Below are 15858 nucleotides of genomic sequence, written 5' to 3'. Positions count from 1 at the left end.
ACTTATATTTTGGAGGAATTTACAATGCGCCGAGCTTTAAAATTAACTTTTGATGGAATAAAAGTATTTTTATTATTTACAAGTTGTACGATTTTGTTTTATTTCGCTATACTATGGATAAATGAAGAATATGAAAGCTATCATCGTTATGAAAAACCTAAAGAAGAGACTGTAGAAAAAGTATCAGGGAATGAAGAACCGGCAAAGGATGCTTTCGTAAATAGAATGATGTTTTTCTATGAAAATGGGGAGTAGTGTAGAGTGGAAGATCAATTAAAAGATTTTATTCATTATATGGTTGTCGAAAAAGGATTAGCAAAGAATACAGTAGTATCTTATGAACGGGATTTAAAAAGCTACGTAAAGTATTTGCAAAATGTGGAACAGACGAAAACTTTTCATGAAGTGACCCGTTTACACATTGTTAACTTTTTGCAGTATTTAAAAGAGAACGGAAAATCTTCGAAAACATTGGCGCGTCATATCGCATCAATTCGTTCGTTCCACCAATTTTTACTTCGTGAACGAGCGGTAGAACACGACCCATCCGTACATATTGAAACGCCACAAGGGGAACGGAAATTACCAAAAGTATTATCAGTTGATGAAGTAGAGGCGTTACTTCAAACACCAAAAATGACAAGTGCTTTTGGGATTCGTGATAAGGCGATGCTAGAGTTACTGTATGCGACAGGACTTCGTGTTTCAGAATTGATTGCACTCAATTTAGAAGATGTACATTTAACAATGGGATTTGTTCGTTGCATAGGGAAAGGGAATAAAGAAAGAATTATTCCACTAGGAAGTTTAGCAACGGAAGCGATTCAAAAGTATATTGAAAAAGGAAGAAGAGAATTAATGGGGAAAAAAGTAGTAGATGCACTCTTTTTAAACCATCATGGTAATCGATTATCAAGACAAGGATTTTGGAAAATATTAAAACGATTAGCGAAAGAAGCAAATATTGAAAAAGAGCTTACACCTCATACGTTGCGTCATTCGTTTGCTACGCACTTATTAGAAAATGGAGCAGATTTACGTGCTGTACAAGAAATGCTTGGACATGCAGATATTTCAACGACGCAAATCTATACGCACGTTTCAAAAACTAGATTAAAAGATGTATATAAACAGTTTCATCCGAGAGCATAGTTACTATGCTCTTTTTTTCATAGATTAAGAGGGGAAGAGCGTTTCACAGAAACTTCACAAACATTTCGTATATTGTTTTCAGCAGAAGACTGGAATATTACAATGTATTTCCTCTATACTAAATAAAGTATAAAGGAGGAAATGATGATGAAAAAACTGATTATAACTTTATTTATCGCGATGCTAGCGTTGGCTGGCTGTAATACAAACAAAGAAGAACCGAAAAAAGAACAGAAACTTGAAGCTGTAAAAGTAGCAGTACAAACAAATCCGAAAGAAATTAAACCAGGTGAAAAAACAGAAGTACAAGCACTTGTTACACAAGGGAAAGAAAAAGTAACGGATGCCGATGATGTAAAGTTTGAAATTTGGAAAGATGGCGACGAAAAACACGAGATGTTAGATGGTAAGCATAAAGGAAAAGGTGTTTATGCAGTAGAGAAAACATTCGAAACGGATGGAGTATACCATATTATCGCTCACACAAATGCACGTGAAATGCACGTTATGCCAGAAGTAAAAGTTGCTGTAGGAAATGCGAAAGTAGAAGATGCAAAAAAAGAAAATAGTGATCACAGTGCAGGACATGGAGATCATAAAAGTGACACAATGATCCATCTTATGGCTGGAGACATAAAGGCAAATGCTGAATCTACAATGAAAGTTCATTTAAAACAAAAAGAAGAAGCCCTAACTGGTGCTGAAGTACAACTAGAGATTTGGAAAGATGGTGTTGAAAAACACGAATTTATTCCAGCGAAAGAAGGGAATAAAGGAGAGTATGAAACGAAACATACTTTCAAAGAGAACGGTGCTTACAAAGTGAAAGTACATGTAAGAAAAGGCGAATTGCATGAACATAAAGAAGAAACAATAGAAGTAAAATAAAAAGTAGCTCTTTAGAGCTACTTTTTATTTTTAATATGAAGAAATAAATCATAAAAAAATTAGCACTTCGTTGCAGAATGGATTACAATAGAAGTGTGAAGAAAATGAGAAATTCTACGAAAATGTATTAAAAAGAAAGCGTAAACATGTTATGATATCAGTATCAGATGTCTGACATCTGACTTAGAAAAAACTAGAAATGTTTTTGAATCGTTTCAAGTAAACGAAATAGGTTAGAAAATGATTTAAAGAAGTACTGTTTGACAATGAGAATTCTTTTGGATAACAGTTTCACTTTATAGCGTTTTGAACATACTACAAGAAGTAGAACTGAACTTATAGGAGGTCGCAGTTATGAATAAATATAAACGTATATTCCTAGTCGTAATGGACTCTGTGGGAATCGGTGAAGCACCAGATGCTGAGCAATTTGGTGATTTAGGATCTGACACAATTGGTCACATTGCTGAACATATGAATGGGTTACAAATGCCTAACATGGTGAAATTAGGTCTTGGTAACATTCGAGAAATGAAAGGTATCTCTAAAGTAGAGAAACCACTTGGATATTACACAAAAATGCAAGAGAAATCTACTGGTAAAGATACAATGACAGGTCACTGGGAAATCATGGGCCTTTACATTGATACACCATTCCAAGTGTTCCCGGAAGGATTCCCGAAAGAATTACTTGATGAATTAGAAGAAAAAACAGGCCGTAAAATTATCGGTAATAAGCCAGCTTCAGGAACTGAGATTCTTGATGAACTTGGTCAAGAGCAAATGGAAACAGGCTCTTTAATCGTTTATACTTCTGCTGATAGCGTATTACAAATTGCAGCACACGAAGAAGTAGTGCCACTTGATGAGTTATATAAAATCTGTAAAATTGCACGTGAATTAACATTAGATGAGAAATACATGGTAGGTCGTGTTATTGCTCGTCCATTCGTTGGTGAACCTGGAAACTTTACACGTACACCAAACCGTCATGATTATGCACTAAAACCATTCGGCCGTACAGTAATGAATGAATTAAAAGATAGTGACTACGATGTAATTGCTATCGGTAAAATCTCTGATATTTATGATGGCGAAGGGGTAACAGAATCACTTCGTACGAAGTCTAACATGGATGGAATGGATAAGCTTGTAGATACATTAAATATGGACTTTACAGGTCTTAGCTTCTTAAACTTAGTTGACTTTGATGCATTATTCGGCCACCGCCGTGATCCACAAGGATACGGAGAAGCTCTGCAAGAATATGATGCACGTCTTCCAGAAGTATTCGCAAAACTAAAAGAAGATGATTTATTACTAATTACAGCAGACCACGGTAATGATCCAATTCATCCTGGTACTGACCATACACGTGAATATGTACCATTATTAGCATATAGCCCAAGCATGAAAGAAGGCGGACAAGAGTTACCACTTCGTCAAACATTTGCTGATATTGGTGCAACAGTAGCAGAAAACTTCGGTGTGAAAATGCCAGAATACGGAACAAGCTTCTTAAACGAGCTAAAGAAATAGGGGGATAAACAAATGAATCGTGAACTTATTACAAAATCAGCTTCATACTTAAAAGAGAAATTTCAAGAGACACCACAAGTAGGACTAATCCTTGGATCAGGACTAGGTGTATTAGCAGACGAAATTGAGAACGCAGTAACAGTACCTTACAGTGAAATCCCTGAGTTCCCAGTATCAACTGTAGAAGGCCATGCAGGTCAACTAGTATTCGGTACACTTCAAGGTGTAACAGTAGTAGCAATGCAAGGACGTTTCCACTTCTATGAAGGATACGACATGCAAAAAGTAACATTCCCAGTTCGTGTTATGAAAGAACTAGGTGTAGAAACAGTTGTTGTAACAAACGCAGCTGGTGGTGTAAATACATCATTTGAGCCAGGCGATCTTATGTTAATTTCAGACCACATTAACTTCATGGGTACGAATCCATTAATCGGACCAAATGATTCTGAAATGGGCGTACGTTTCCCTGATATGTCTACGTCATATACGGTAGAACTTCGCGAAATGGCGAAACAAGTGGCAGCAGACTTAAATATTAAAGTACAAGAAGGTGTATACGTAGGAATGACAGGTCCTGTATATGAAACACCTGCTGAAATTCGTATGCTTCGTACACTTGGCGGAGATGCAGTTGGTATGTCAACAGTACCTGAAGTAATTGTAGCGCGTCATGCTGGTATGAAAGTATTAGGTATTTCTTGTATTTCAAATATGGCAGCTGGTATTTTAGATCAGCCACTTCACCACGATGAAGTAATTGAAACGACAGAACGTGTTAAAGCGAACTTCTTAGCATTAGTAAAAGCAATCGTAAAACAAATGAAGGGGTGACCTCACAATGAGAATGGTGGACCTAATTGCAAAAAAACGTGACGGACATGCATTAACGACAGAAGAAATTAATTTTATTGTTGAAGGATATACAAATGGTGATATTCCTGATTATCAAGTAAGTTCACTTGCAATGGCAATTTTCTTCCAAGATATGAACGATCAAGAGCGTGCTGATTTAACGATGGCAATGGTAAATAGCGGTGATACAATCGACTTATCAGCTATTGAAGGTGTAAAAGTAGATAAGCATTCAACAGGTGGTGTTGGTGATACAACGACACTTGTATTAGGTCCATTAGTAGCTGCTTTAGATGTACCAGTAGCGAAAATGTCTGGACGCGGTTTAGGACATACTGGTGGTACAATTGATAAATTAGAAGCAGTCCCAGGATTCCATGTGGAAATTGAAAACGATGAATTCATGCGTCTTGTAAATGAAAACAAAATCGCAGTTATCGGCCAAAGTGGTAACTTAACACCTGCTGATAAAAAGTTATATGCACTTCGTGATGTAACAGCAACAGTAAACTCAATTCCGCTTATTGCAAGTTCGATTATGAGTAAAAAAATTGCTGCTGGTGCAGATGCAATTGTTCTTGATGTAAAAACTGGAGCAGGTGCATTTATGAAAACGGATGAAGATGCAAAACGTTTAGCAGAAGCAATGGTACGTATCGGTAATAACGTTGGTCGTAACACGATGGCAGTTATTTCGGATATGAGTCAACCACTTGGTGAAGCTATTGGTAACGCACTAGAAGTACAAGAAGCAATTGATACATTACAAGGTAAAGGGCCGAAAGATTTAGAAGAGTTATGTTTAACACTTGGAAGTCAAATGGTGTACCTTGCTGGACAAGCTTCATCTTTAGAAGATGCACGTGAAAAGCTAATTGAAGTAATGAACAACGGAAAAGCGCTAGAATCATTTAAAACGTTCTTATCAGCTCAAGGCGGCGACGCATCTGTTGTTGATGATCCTTCTAAATTGCCACAAGCACAATTTAAAATTGAAGTGGAAGCGAAAGAAGACGGATATGTATCAGAAATCGTTGCAGACGAAATCGGAACAGCAGCAATGCTTTTAGGAGCAGGACGTGCAACGAAAGAGTCTGAAATTGATTTAGCAGTTGGTCTAATGCTGCGCAAAAAAGTAGGCGATAGCGTGAAGCAAGGTGAATCCCTTGTTACAATTTACGCAAACCGCGAAAATGTTGAAGATGTAAAAGCGAAAATTTATGAGAACATGAAGATTTCTAAAGAACATGTAGATGCACCAACTTTAGTACACAGTATCGTAACGAAGTAATAAAAAAAGCTGAGGAGATTTCTCCTTGGCTTTTTTTACTATTTTTTGTTTATAATAATAATGGGTGAAATTATGATTAGAATTTGTGCAGTAACAAAAACAGATGAAGTATTATATGATGTTTCGCTAGAAGAAACAAAGAAAGACCATATTGTATGGTATTGGCTAGATTTATATAAGCCAACGAAAGAAGAGTATACATATATTCTGCAAGACCATTTTAAGTTCCATCCCCTTGCAATTGAAGACTGTATAGAATATGTACAGAGGCCAAAAGTTGATTTTTATGATGGATATAACTTTTTAGTTCTTCATGCATTTGGGGAAGATGGACTAGAACCGCACGAAATCGATTTATTTATTAGTGATCGTTATATTGTTTCTTTCCACTTTTCTCATAACAATGCAATCGAAAGAGTATGGAAAACACTTGGAGAAAAGAAGCGTATTAAAAATAGTCCTTTACACGTAGCTCATACAATTATCGACCAAATTGTAGATGACTATTTTGCGCCTGTATATTACATTGAGGATCATTTAAATGCAATTGATGATAATTTAACGGGGGAGACAGCAGGAAGTGTATTAGAAGAGGTATTTGATATACGTGCAGATTTATCAAAGCTAAGGCGTACAATTATTCCGATGCGTGATTTATTATATCGTATTTTAAATTCGACTCGTTTTTACGGTATAAGCGATCATGAAATTTACTTTAAAGATATACATGATCATTTGCTTAAACTAACAGAAATGATTGAGGCAAGCCGAGAGTTAACAGCAGATATTCGGGATAGTTATTTTTCATTAAACTCACATCATATGAATAACATTATGAAAACATTAACTGTATTCTCGACTATTTTCATGCCATTAACATTTATTGCGGGAGTATATGGAATGAACTTTACGCATATGCCAGAGCTTGGTGGACAATATAGTTATTTTATTTGTCTACTTATTATGGCACTAATTGGCGGCGGAATGATGGCCTGGTTTTATAAAAAAGGATGGTTTAAGTAAAAAAACACCGAGGATTTCCTCGGTGTTTTTTTAACCAATAGCATGTAATACAAACATAGCTAAGAATAAGCATGTAATGATATACATAGATGGTGCGACTTCTTTACGCTTTCCAAGAGCAACTTTTAAGATAGGGTAAGCAATAAATCCGAACGCAATGCCATCAGCGATACTATATGTGAGCGGGATCATAACGATAATTAAGAATGCTGGAAATCCTTCTGAAAAATCATTCAGAGGAATTTGTTGAATGCTTGTAATCATCAGACCGCCAATAATAATTAAGATGGGTGCAATGGCACTATCAGGAATTAATTTGACAAATGGAAGAGCAAACAGTGATGCAAAAAATAGCAACCCAGTAACGATAGACGTCAGACCTGTCTTACCACCTGCAGTAATACCTGCGGCACTTTCTACTGTTGAAACGGTAGGACTTGTGCCAAATAGACCACATGTCATTGCTGAAATTGCATTGGCTTGGTAAGCACGTGGGAATTTACGATCATCTTCTAATAAACCGTGCAGAAGTCCCATGTTCTCAAAAATAAGCACCATGCTTAAAGAGAATGTTGCAATCCAAAATGGTAAGGAAGAAAGTTTCCCAAATGACATAGCTCCAAACACATCACCGTAATTGGCGAATGAGAATGAACTACTTCCCACTTGACTCGTATCCACAAGACCAAATAGCCAGGCGATACCAGTTCCTATTGCAATCGTCCATAAAAAGTTTCCACGTACGTTACGAATAAATAATACAAGTGCAATGATAAGAGTAAGTAATGTCGCAAGAACGACAGGATTACTTAATTTCCCCATTGCCACAGCAGTATTTGGGTTCGAAACGACTAAACCACCTTTTTGCAATCCGATAAACGCTAAAAATAATCCGATGCCGACAGTAATCGCTTCCTTTAATGACTTTGGAATTGATACTGATAGCACGCGAGCGATTGGTGTAAAAGCGGCAATTGCAAAAATAATACCAGAGATAAAGACAGCAGCCAATGCTTCTTGCCAAGTTAGTCCAAGCGTATGCACAGCTGTGTACGTGAAGAATGCATTTACACCCATACCCGGGACAAGAATAGCAGGTGCATTTGCCCAAAATGCCATGAGTAGACATCCGACAAATGAACTAAAAACAGTTGCTAAAATTCCAGCTTCAAGAGGAATGCCAGCATCTGATAAGATTGACGCATTTACAATCATAATATATACGATTGTGAAAAATGACGTAACTCCAGCTAAAACTTCTTGTTTTGGTGATGTTTCGTGTAAACCTAATTTAAATGTTCTTTCAAGTATTCCTTTCATGTTAAACCTTCTTTTTCATATCCCTCTCCCACCCGTGATATCTCTTTTGTAAGAGCTCACCGTTCTTTATTATATCAGAACATCATGTTTTTACAACAAGTAAAATGATAACGTTTACTTGTAAAGAGAATTCGTTATAAATACGTAAAAATAGCCCGTATGGATGAAATGATTTCTAATTCACCCGATTGAATGGGCGGGGCTGCTTGCGCATGTAAAGTAGCATAAGACGTAACCTCCCGTGGTAATTGGGCAGATTCTTCAACGAATGAGAGGGGAACAGGATTAATATTTAAATTATATGTACTCGCAATAGCACGAGCTTTTTCTACTGCTTGGTGCAGAGCTTGAATGAGAGCTTGCTCATAATATTTATTTGGATGAGATACTCGGAAACGTAAACCTTTTGCTACATTTGCGCCATTTGAAACGGCTATATCATATACTTCCCCAGCTTTTTGTACATTTAAAACGGTAATTTCATACAAATGCTCCACACGGTATCCTTGTAGCAATGCTTTATCATTTACATATTCGTATTGAGGAGTAATCGTATAAGAAATCGTTTCTATATCTTTATCGGCAATACCAAGCTGTTTAAGTGCATCCAGCAATTGTTTGGATTGCACTGCATTTTCTTCTTGAGCCTGTTTTACATTTTTATCATCTGTTCGAATGCCAAGCGTTAATATAACAACATTCGGTTTTGCTTTGACAACGCCTTCGCCTTGTACAGTAATAGTAGCTTCTTTACCAGTATTAGCTGTGCGTACGTTGTGTAAATAAGGATTCATTCCACCCTGCATTTTCCATCACCATCCTTTTTATATGTATATGTGTGAACAAAAAAGAAATTTATATGAAAAAAGTTACATAAATGAGAATGTTGAGGAAAGAAAGCATGTACAACATAGGTATTTATAGATTATAATATGTGTAAATATGATAAAAAAGGGACGAGGCTATTGAACGAAAAAAGAGAAACACTGATTTTAGATTTATCTGCATCATTTCGAAAAATGATACGTTTATTACAAAATGATATTAATACACGTTTTGCAGAACATATGCCATATAATGAATTTTCTGTATTACGTGCGTTATTTTTAAAGAGTCCACAGATGGCTTCGCAAATTGCGAGTGAAGTAAACGTAACCTCCAGTCATATTACAGCTGTTACAGATCGTCTCGTACGAAAAGGATTAGTAGAAAGAAAACGTTCTAATTCAGATCGTCGAATCGTGTACTTAGAAATTACAGAGCACGGAAGAGAAGTAACTGAAAAACTTGAAGCTGTGCGTAAAGAATATTATAAAGAGAGATTTAAAGGTTGGAGCGACCAAGAAATAGAAATGGTCTTAGAACTATTTGGCCGCGTATTATAATAAATGAGGATAGGAAGCGAAAGCATTCCTATCCTTTTTCTTTTGAATAAAAATATTTTGAAACTCCGATACTTTAATTAAAAGATCGGAGGAAAGATTATGAAATATATTGCTGCACTTACCATTTTATTTGGTGGTTTTTTCTATTTTCAAACATTTACGTACGCAGATACGCCTATCCAAGTGGTACGAAAAGAAGTGAAGTACATTGAAACCGATAATACAGTCTTATATTCGAAATTATGGGTTCGTTCTATGCAAAACGCAGTATTATTCCACCATAGCGATAATATTCGTAATCAGGACACATTACGTAATGTAACAAGTTCATCGCTTGTTAAAGCGAAACAACTACCTTTTCAGAAAGCGGCCCTCTATATACCGAGATTATCGCAATACGTATCAAAAGCAGGAAAAGAAAACATTCAAGTATACTACATTGCGATTCACTATAATGTGAAAAAAGAAAATGCATATCAACTAGATGGCATGAACTATTTTCTACAAGTATTTGTGAAAGAGCGTGGGGAATGGAAAATTGCTGAAAGTGTAGTTGCACCGACAGAGCAAATTGTGCAAAATGGTGATGGATTTGGGATGAAAGAAGAGATGGTGTACGGAGATAGGAGAGAGAATGTGAAATAACCTCCTTTAAAAGGAGGTTATTTCACACGCCAAGAAAATCTGAATTTTAATAAGCGAGATAATAGTAGGTAGACTATCGTACTGGTCCCTATAAAACCAATATAATAATTTACGATAGAATGACTTCCTCCCGCTGCCATTCCTCCAAACATTCCAATAAAGATTACACAACATATCATACATAGTGTTTTGAGTTTTGGATATAATAGGAAGTTTCCGTTTTGTTCATTAGGTGATCTTGTATATAAGTATATTCCTAAAGGTAATAAAATAAGTATATTTGCGATTGGACCGATAAGTTTTGTTGCTGAAGGAATGTACGTAAAATTAGGTTCATTATGACGTACGCCTTGTTGATCAGTATAAGCACGTTGAGGATCGTAATTAAAATTAATATTGAATCCGCGAACAGGCGCTAAAATACTCACTTTTTCTATTACTGAACCGTAACGATCTACATGCTCCTCCGTATAGACGGGATGATTGGAAATAAGTCCAACCGTATGAATAGAAATAGCTCCGGCAATTAGAGTTGGCAAAATAAAAGGGAATCCAAGTATAGCAACACTGAAGAATCCTTGTGAAATCATATTACCAGCAATTGTTCCTATGCATAATGCAAGTGTATATATAGCAATTAAGATGATAAACATGTATAAGAAATAGGTATGAAATGGTGAAAATATTTGATACTTATTATGAAAAGTTGTCTTTTTCATAATAGCAAAAAGTCCCCAATTCAATATAACGATAGCTACAATATTACACATACCAAAAAGCCATTTTGTCATGAAGAGATGTTTCCGTTTAAATGGCATAGACCATAAAATGTCACTTGAGTGATTTTGACGCTCCCATCCAATAAGAATGCAGGCTAATATAATAAGGAGTCCTCCTTGAACTATGATAGCATCGGGAAGTGAAAGGTGATAATTGTACCGGTATATATATTTCCATTCATTATGTTCATGAAAATATTTTAATTGCTCGGCAGCTGCTAAATAGTATTTATATGATAGTACATAAAAACTTACTAACCAAAATAGCCAAACAATATATTTACTTTGTTTGTAGGTATGCACCCATAATGCTTTTTGAAACATAGGATCTCTCCTTTAAAAAACTTTATAGTTTGTAAGACGTGATAATATAAAATAAGTGACGATTCCAAATAAAAAGAACCCAACATAGTAACTAAATAATAAATCAAAACTTTTTAACATTTGCCCACCTATTAATGCAAAATAAAAGGTAGTACCCCATATCCAGAGTGAGTTGTATTTTGGAAAAAGGAAAATTTTCTTATTATGTTCATTAGGTGATCGTGCATAAAGAAACATACCAATTAGTAAGCTGGAAATAGTATAGAAGATAGGAACAAGTATTACTTTTGCAGAGTAGTAACTATGAAAAGTGGGTCCCCTTTGTATTGCTTTTCCATGATCTTCATCTGATTGGACAGTAGGGTGGTAATTATAACTAATTGAAAAGTCTGATATAGAGCTTGAAATGTTGGTCTTTTTATTGAATTTATAAATGTTTTCGAAATTCGTATAACTTTTATTCCCCTGTATTGCCTCAGCGTGAGCTGTAAAGAAAAGGAGTAAGAGTGAAAAGATTCCCATTCCCATTATGCAAAAAGTAATGCTGAAGATGCTTTGTGAAATAATACTGCCAGTAAATGTACCTATACATAAAGAGACAGTATAGATAGCGATATATGTGAAAATTGCATACAGGAAATATCGATGAAATGGTTCGAAAGATTGATATTCAAAGTGAATCGTAGATTTATAAATAAAATACATAAGACCCCAATTGATTAGAAATGATAGTACAATGAAAAATCCACCGAAAACCCATTTCGATAAGAACATATCACGTCTTTTAAATGGAAATGTCATAAGTGAATCTCCATTTTGATTACTTCGCTCCCAGCCAATTAATATACAGGATAGGATAATTGTAATAATACCTAACCCAAAGCTATTAGAAGAATAAAAAGAATAATGATAGTAAAACTTTTCTTCACCTATTTTTTCTGGATGGAGAAAGAGAGACTGTTGAGTTTCTGCTGCTTGATAGTATTCGAAAGATAAAAAATAAAGTGAACTAAAGAAAAAAAGCAACGCAGCATATTTCCCGCGCTTCCAATTCCACATCCACAATGCTTTATGAAACATACCCATCCTCCTCCAGTGTTGTAACGAAGACATCTTCAAGTGACATTGTTAATTCTTCAATGAGCAGTGGCTGTTCTTTATGAAACTTTTCTAATGTAGCTGCCACATTTCCTTCAATTAAGATTGTATATACTTTTCCTGTTTGATTTAATATTTTAATATTGCTTAAGTTTTCTAGCTTTTGAGGTAATGAACGTTCGTAAGCTACTTGTATTTTTGCAAATCGTGATTTTGCATCGTCTAGTGATGTAATAGACGAGATAGTATGGCCTTTTAATATAATAATTGTATCTGCAATTTGTTCTACTTCATCTAAATGATGAGTGGAGATGAAAATGGTAATCTCTTTTTCTGCAACTTCTCCAACGAGAAACTGTAAAATTTTCCTTTTCACGATAGGATCAAGTCCATTTGTCGGTTCATCTAAAATGACATATTCTGCCTTTGTAGAAACGGCTAAAATGATGGCGAGCAGTGCTTTCATGCCTTTTGAATAGCTACGAATTCGTTTGTTTGGTAAGTTAAAACGTTCTAACAGTTCATAGAAATGTGTTTCATCAAATGCGGTATAAACTTCTTTATAAAACTTTACGATTTCTTTTATCGTATAGCCGTTCAGTATATTAGTAGAATCAGGAACATATACGATTTTTTGTTTCGTTTCAGGATTTTTATGGATGTCGATATCCTCATATGTAACAGTTCCCTCGTCTGGGTCCAAAATGCCGACCATCGTTCGCAATAAAGTTGTTTTCCCCGCGCCGTTTCTTCCGAGTAATCCGATGATACTCCCTCTTTGCAATGTGAAAGAAACATCGTCTAAAATTGTTTGATTATCAATTGTTTTCTTCAAGTTTGTCACTTTCAACATCTGTATTCCCTCCAATCTCTTTATAGTATGAATCTATCCAATCATGAATTTTATCTTTCGTAATACCAAGATAAGAGGCTTCTAATAGTAATTGATGAAATTGCTTTTCAACCATAGCGATTTTCCTTTCGTCTAATGTTGGGGTAATCGATTGGGATACAAATGTTCCTTTTCCTCGTAACGTTTCAATAATTCCTTGTCGCTCTAACTCTTGATATGCTTTACTCACTGTATTTGGATTTATAACGAGTAAAGAAGCGAGTTCGCGTACAGAAGGAAGTTTATCACTTGGAGCCAATATGTTTTTCAATACGAGTTCTTTTATATTTTGAACAATTTGTTCCCATATCGGAGTGTTGCTTCTTGGATCAAGTTGAATATGCAAGAGCAATGTCTCCTTCCTCATATGTATTAAGTGTACTACTTCGTGTAATACACTTAATACAATATAGGGGATGAATGTGTTTGTCAACTGAAAATGTTAGAAAAATTTGGTATTAAAAAAGGATAAATTGGAAAAAATAGGTCTGATATAGAATGGAGGGTTAGTCATGAAGCGAGTTTTTGGAATACTTGTTTGTTTCATGTTATTGCTTTCTGGAACTTCAGTGAGTTTCGCACAATCTGAGAAAACGAAGCAGGAGAAAACAGAAGAAACAACGCCGAAGTTAGCGGAACAAGCGTCGTCAGCAATCGTAATTGAGCAAGATACAGGTAAAGTTTTATTTGATAAAAACCCAAATGAAAAATTACCACCTGCTAGTATGACAAAGATTATGACAATGCTTTTAATTATGGAACAAGTTGAAAAAGGAAAACTAAAACTGACCGATAAAGTTAGAGCGAGCGAACATGCAGCTTCAATGGGTGGATCGCAAATCTTTTTAGAACCTGGGGAAGAGATGACTGTAAATGAGATGTTAAAGGGTATTGCAATTGCATCTGGAAATGACGCATCTGTTGCAGTAGCCGAGCATATCGCAGGTTCAGAAGAAGGATTTGTAAATATGATGAACAAAAAGGCGAAAGATCTAGGGCTGAAAAATACACATTTTCAAAACCCAACAGGTCTTCCGGCCAAAGACCATTATTCGACAGCAAATGATATGGCTATAATGGCGAGAGAATTGATGAAGTATCCACTTATTCGTAAATACACAGGTAAGTACGAAGATTATTTACGTGAAGATACGGATAAAAAGTTTTGGCTCGTTAATACGAATAAGCTAGTACGTTTTTATCCTGGCGTAGATGGAGTAAAAACAGGTTTTACGACAGAAGCGAAATATTGTTTAACAGCATCGGCTGAAAAAAATGGCATGCGTATCATTTCAGTTGTCATGGGAGCACCAACATCAAAAGAACGGAACAACCAAGTGACGAAGCTTCTTGACTATGCATTTGGACAATATATGACAAAGAAATTGTATACGCGCGGCGAAAAAATTAAGACAGTTCAAGTAGGGAAAGGGAAAAAAGAAAAAGTAGATTTAGTTGCATCAGATAATGTTTCTCTTCTTATGAAGAAGGGCGAGAATATGGACAAGGTAAAACAAGAAGTAATTGCTGAAAAGAAAGTAAAAGCACCGATTAAAAAGGGTGACGCGCTTGGTACACTTGTTATTAAAAAAGATAAGGATGTTTTATTAAAACAAACAATTGTAGCAAAAGAAGATGTTGCTGCAGCGAGCTGGTGGGAGTTATTTAAAAGAAGCTTTGGGATGTTTTCAACATCAAAATAGCGGCAAATATTTTGCCGCTTTTCTATTCGTATGTAAGTGAATAATGCTGAAAGGTTTCACTTTATGACGAAATAGTTCTTCTTTTGTCAGCAGGAAGGATTCTTATTTTGTATCACGAAAATCTTTATGTATGTGAATAAGTAAAGTTTGAGCATAAGGAGGAAATCGTGTGAGTCTTTCCATGCAATTAGAAGTAAAACGTGACGTCCTATGTGTGAGACTAGAGGGTGAATTAGATCATCATACGGCTGAAGAGTTGCGAACGAAAGTAACAGATATGATTGAGACACATGGTGTTCATCATATTGTTTTGAGCCTAGAGAACTTATCTTTTATGGATAGTTCTGGTCTAGGTGTTATATTAGGCCGATATAAACACGTAAAGGGATTAGGTGGAGAAATGGTTGTTTGTGCAATTTCACCGCCTGTTAAGCGTTTATTTGAAATGTCGGGCTTATTCAAAATTGTTCGCTTAGAAGAAAGTGAAGCGCACGCGCTCGCGACGTTGGGGGTGGCATAGATGAGAAATGAAATGAACCTTCAATTTTCAGCATTAAGTCAAAATGAATCGTTCGCTCGCGTTACTGTGGCGGCTTTCATTGCACAACTAGATCCAACGATGGAAGAATTAACGGAGATTAAAACAGTTGTGTCAGAAGCGGTTACAAATGCAATTATTCATGGATACGAAGGAAATGCAGAAGGTATTGTTTATATTTCTGTAATTTTGGAAGAAGCAATGGTGAAACTCACGATTCGAGATGAAGGGATTGGAATCTTTAACTTAGATGAAGCGAGACAACCCCTTTTTACAACTAAACCTGAATTAGAGCGTTCCGGAATGGGATTTACTATCATGGAAAATTTTATGGATGAAGTAGAAGTTATTTCAAACGAATCTTTCGGGACAACAATCCATTTGACAAAATACTTATCAAATAGTAACGCTCTATGCAATTAAGGA

18 protein-coding genes are annotated in these 15858 nt (G+C 35.7%); 12 read left to right on the top strand and 6 right to left on the bottom strand.

Annotation, left to right across the window (positions count from 1 at the left end):
• Positions 1–24: 24 nt before the first annotated feature.
• The 7 genes from MHB52_RS21250 to corA all read left to right on the top strand — a co-directional run bounded on the left by MHB52_RS21250 (position 25) and on the right by corA (position 6748).
• Positions 25–255 (top strand): YqzK family protein, encoded by a 231-nt coding sequence (locus MHB52_RS21250; protein ID WP_001250432.1) that lies wholly within the window; start codon positions 25–27, stop codon positions 253–255.
• A gap of 6 nt (positions 256–261) precedes the next feature.
• The gene (gene xerD, locus MHB52_RS21245; RefSeq protein ID WP_000390088.1) at positions 262–1152 is read left to right on the top strand and encodes a site-specific tyrosine recombinase XerD; all 891 of its coding nucleotides are present in this window, start codon (positions 262–264) and stop codon (positions 1150–1152) included.
• Between the two features lie 147 nt (positions 1153–1299).
• The gene (locus MHB52_RS21240) at positions 1300–2040 is read left to right on the top strand and encodes a FixH family protein (RefSeq protein WP_000733456.1); all 741 of its coding nucleotides are present in this window, start codon (positions 1300–1302) and stop codon (positions 2038–2040) included.
• Between the two features lie 354 nt (positions 2041–2394).
• Positions 2395–3579 carry a phosphopentomutase gene (gene deoB / locus MHB52_RS21235; RefSeq protein WP_001046079.1) on the top strand — a complete coding sequence of 395 codons (1185 nt, stop codon included), beginning with the start codon at positions 2395–2397 and terminating at the stop codon, positions 3577–3579.
• 12 nt (positions 3580–3591) lie between these two features.
• Positions 3592–4413, top strand: coding sequence for a purine-nucleoside phosphorylase (locus MHB52_RS21230; RefSeq protein ID WP_001078446.1), 822 nt, complete (start codon positions 3592–3594; stop codon positions 4411–4413).
• A 7-nt stretch (positions 4414–4420) separates the two neighbouring features.
• Positions 4421–5725, top strand: a complete 1305-nt coding sequence (locus MHB52_RS21225) for a pyrimidine-nucleoside phosphorylase (RefSeq protein WP_001243071.1) — start codon at positions 4421–4423, stop codon at positions 5723–5725.
• A 60-nt stretch (positions 5726–5785) separates the two neighbouring features.
• The gene (gene corA / locus MHB52_RS21220) at positions 5786–6748 is read left to right on the top strand and encodes a magnesium/cobalt transporter CorA (protein ID WP_002000765.1); all 963 of its coding nucleotides are present in this window, start codon (positions 5786–5788) and stop codon (positions 6746–6748) included.
• A gap of 30 nt (positions 6749–6778) precedes the next feature.
• Here corA and MHB52_RS21215 read toward each other — a convergent pair whose 3' ends face one another.
• Positions 6779–8068, bottom strand: a complete 1290-nt coding sequence (locus tag MHB52_RS21215; protein ID WP_000676242.1) for an NCS2 family permease — start codon at positions 8066–8068, stop codon at positions 6779–6781.
• Between the two features lie 134 nt (positions 8069–8202).
• On the bottom strand, positions 8203–8874 hold the full coding sequence (locus MHB52_RS21210) for an SIMPL domain-containing protein (protein ID WP_001161448.1): 672 nt from the start codon (positions 8872–8874) through the stop codon (positions 8203–8205).
• Between the two features lie 159 nt (positions 8875–9033).
• On the opposite strand from MHB52_RS21210, the gene MHB52_RS21205 reads away from it, so the two are divergent.
• Both MHB52_RS21205 and MHB52_RS21200 read left to right on the top strand, forming a co-directional pair.
• On the top strand, positions 9034–9453 hold the full coding sequence (locus MHB52_RS21205) for a MarR family winged helix-turn-helix transcriptional regulator (protein WP_001003305.1): 420 nt from the start codon (positions 9034–9036) through the stop codon (positions 9451–9453).
• Positions 9454–9552: 99 nt separating this feature from the next.
• Positions 9553–10098 (top strand): hypothetical protein, encoded by a 546-nt coding sequence (locus MHB52_RS21200; protein WP_000873783.1) that lies wholly within the window; start codon positions 9553–9555, stop codon positions 10096–10098.
• Positions 10099–10115: 17 nt separating this feature from the next.
• Here MHB52_RS21200 and MHB52_RS21195 read toward each other — a convergent pair whose 3' ends face one another.
• From MHB52_RS21195 to MHB52_RS21180, 4 genes are read right to left on the bottom strand one after another with little or no spacing between them, the layout of a single operon-like run.
• Positions 10116–11201 carry an acetoin ABC transporter permease gene (locus MHB52_RS21195; protein WP_061663475.1) on the bottom strand — a complete coding sequence of 362 codons (1086 nt, stop codon included), beginning with the start codon at positions 11199–11201 and terminating at the stop codon, positions 10116–10118.
• Between the two features lie 12 nt (positions 11202–11213).
• Positions 11214–12281, bottom strand: coding sequence for an ABC transporter permease (locus MHB52_RS21190; protein ID WP_044795949.1), 1068 nt, complete (start codon positions 12279–12281; stop codon positions 11214–11216).
• A complete protein-coding gene (locus tag MHB52_RS21185) occupies positions 12271–13152 on the bottom strand; it encodes an ABC transporter ATP-binding protein (RefSeq protein ID WP_000922107.1) in 882 nt (293 codons plus the stop codon). The genes MHB52_RS21190 and MHB52_RS21185 overlap by 11 nt, the downstream gene beginning before the upstream one ends.
• Positions 13118–13537: a GntR family transcriptional regulator gene (locus tag MHB52_RS21180; protein ID WP_000548022.1), complete on the bottom strand. Its 420-nt coding sequence runs from the start codon at positions 13535–13537 to the stop codon at positions 13118–13120. The genes MHB52_RS21185 and MHB52_RS21180 overlap by 35 nt, the downstream gene beginning before the upstream one ends.
• A 166-nt stretch (positions 13538–13703) precedes the next feature.
• Between MHB52_RS21180 and dacF the strand changes: the two genes are divergently transcribed.
• From dacF to spoIIAB, 3 genes are all read left to right on the top strand, one after another.
• A complete protein-coding gene (gene dacF, locus MHB52_RS21175; RefSeq protein WP_000831995.1) occupies positions 13704–14894 on the top strand; it encodes a serine-type D-Ala-D-Ala carboxypeptidase DacF in 1191 nt (396 codons plus the stop codon).
• Positions 14895–15063: 169 nt separating this feature from the next.
• Positions 15064–15414 (top strand): anti-sigma F factor antagonist, encoded by a 351-nt coding sequence (gene spoIIAA / locus MHB52_RS21170; RefSeq protein ID WP_000059135.1) that lies wholly within the window; start codon positions 15064–15066, stop codon positions 15412–15414.
• Positions 15415–15855 carry an anti-sigma F factor gene (gene spoIIAB, locus MHB52_RS21165; protein WP_001243398.1) on the top strand — a complete coding sequence of 147 codons (441 nt, stop codon included), beginning with the start codon at positions 15415–15417 and terminating at the stop codon, positions 15853–15855.
• Positions 15856–15858: the final 3 nt, after the last annotated feature.

It is taken from the genome of Bacillus sp. FSL K6-0073, assembly GCF_038006085.1.
Taxonomy (GTDB): Bacteria; Bacillota; Bacilli; order Bacillales; family Bacillaceae_G; genus Bacillus_A; species Bacillus_A cereus.
The sequence above is the reverse complement of the archived record's forward strand: the minus strand, read 5'-3'. Positions and strand labels throughout refer to the sequence as shown.

Coding starts and splice junctions, on each gene's coding strand:
- MHB52_RS21250 (WP_001250432.1), top strand. CDS start 25: ATGCGCCGAGCTTTAAAATTAACTTTTGATGGAATAAAAGTATTTTTA.
- MHB52_RS21240 (WP_000733456.1), top strand. CDS start 1,300: ATGAAAAAACTGATTATAACTTTATTTATCGCGATGCTAGCGTTGGCT.
- deoB (WP_001046079.1), top strand. CDS start 2,395: ATGAATAAATATAAACGTATATTCCTAGTCGTAATGGACTCTGTGGGA.
- MHB52_RS21230 (WP_001078446.1), top strand. CDS start 3,592: ATGAATCGTGAACTTATTACAAAATCAGCTTCATACTTAAAAGAGAAA.
- MHB52_RS21225 (WP_001243071.1), top strand. CDS start 4,421: ATGAGAATGGTGGACCTAATTGCAAAAAAACGTGACGGACATGCATTA.
- corA (WP_002000765.1), top strand. CDS start 5,786: ATGGGTGAAATTATGATTAGAATTTGTGCAGTAACAAAAACAGATGAA.
- MHB52_RS21215 (WP_000676242.1), bottom strand. CDS start 8,068: ATGAAAGGAATACTTGAAAGAACATTTAAATTAGGTTTACACGAAACA.
- MHB52_RS21210 (WP_001161448.1), bottom strand. CDS start 8,874: ATGCAGGGTGGAATGAATCCTTATTTACACAACGTACGCACAGCTAAT.
- MHB52_RS21200 (WP_000873783.1), top strand. CDS start 9,553: ATGAAATATATTGCTGCACTTACCATTTTATTTGGTGGTTTTTTCTAT.
- MHB52_RS21195 (WP_061663475.1), bottom strand. CDS start 11,201: ATGTTTCAAAAAGCATTATGGGTGCATACCTACAAACAAAGTAAATAT.
- MHB52_RS21190 (WP_044795949.1), bottom strand. CDS start 12,281: ATGTTTCATAAAGCATTGTGGATGTGGAATTGGAAGCGCGGGAAATAT.
- MHB52_RS21185 (WP_000922107.1), bottom strand. CDS start 13,152: ATGTTGAAAGTGACAAACTTGAAGAAAACAATTGATAATCAAACAATT.
- dacF (WP_000831995.1), top strand. CDS start 13,704: ATGAAGCGAGTTTTTGGAATACTTGTTTGTTTCATGTTATTGCTTTCT.
- spoIIAB (WP_001243398.1), top strand. CDS start 15,415: ATGAGAAATGAAATGAACCTTCAATTTTCAGCATTAAGTCAAAATGAA.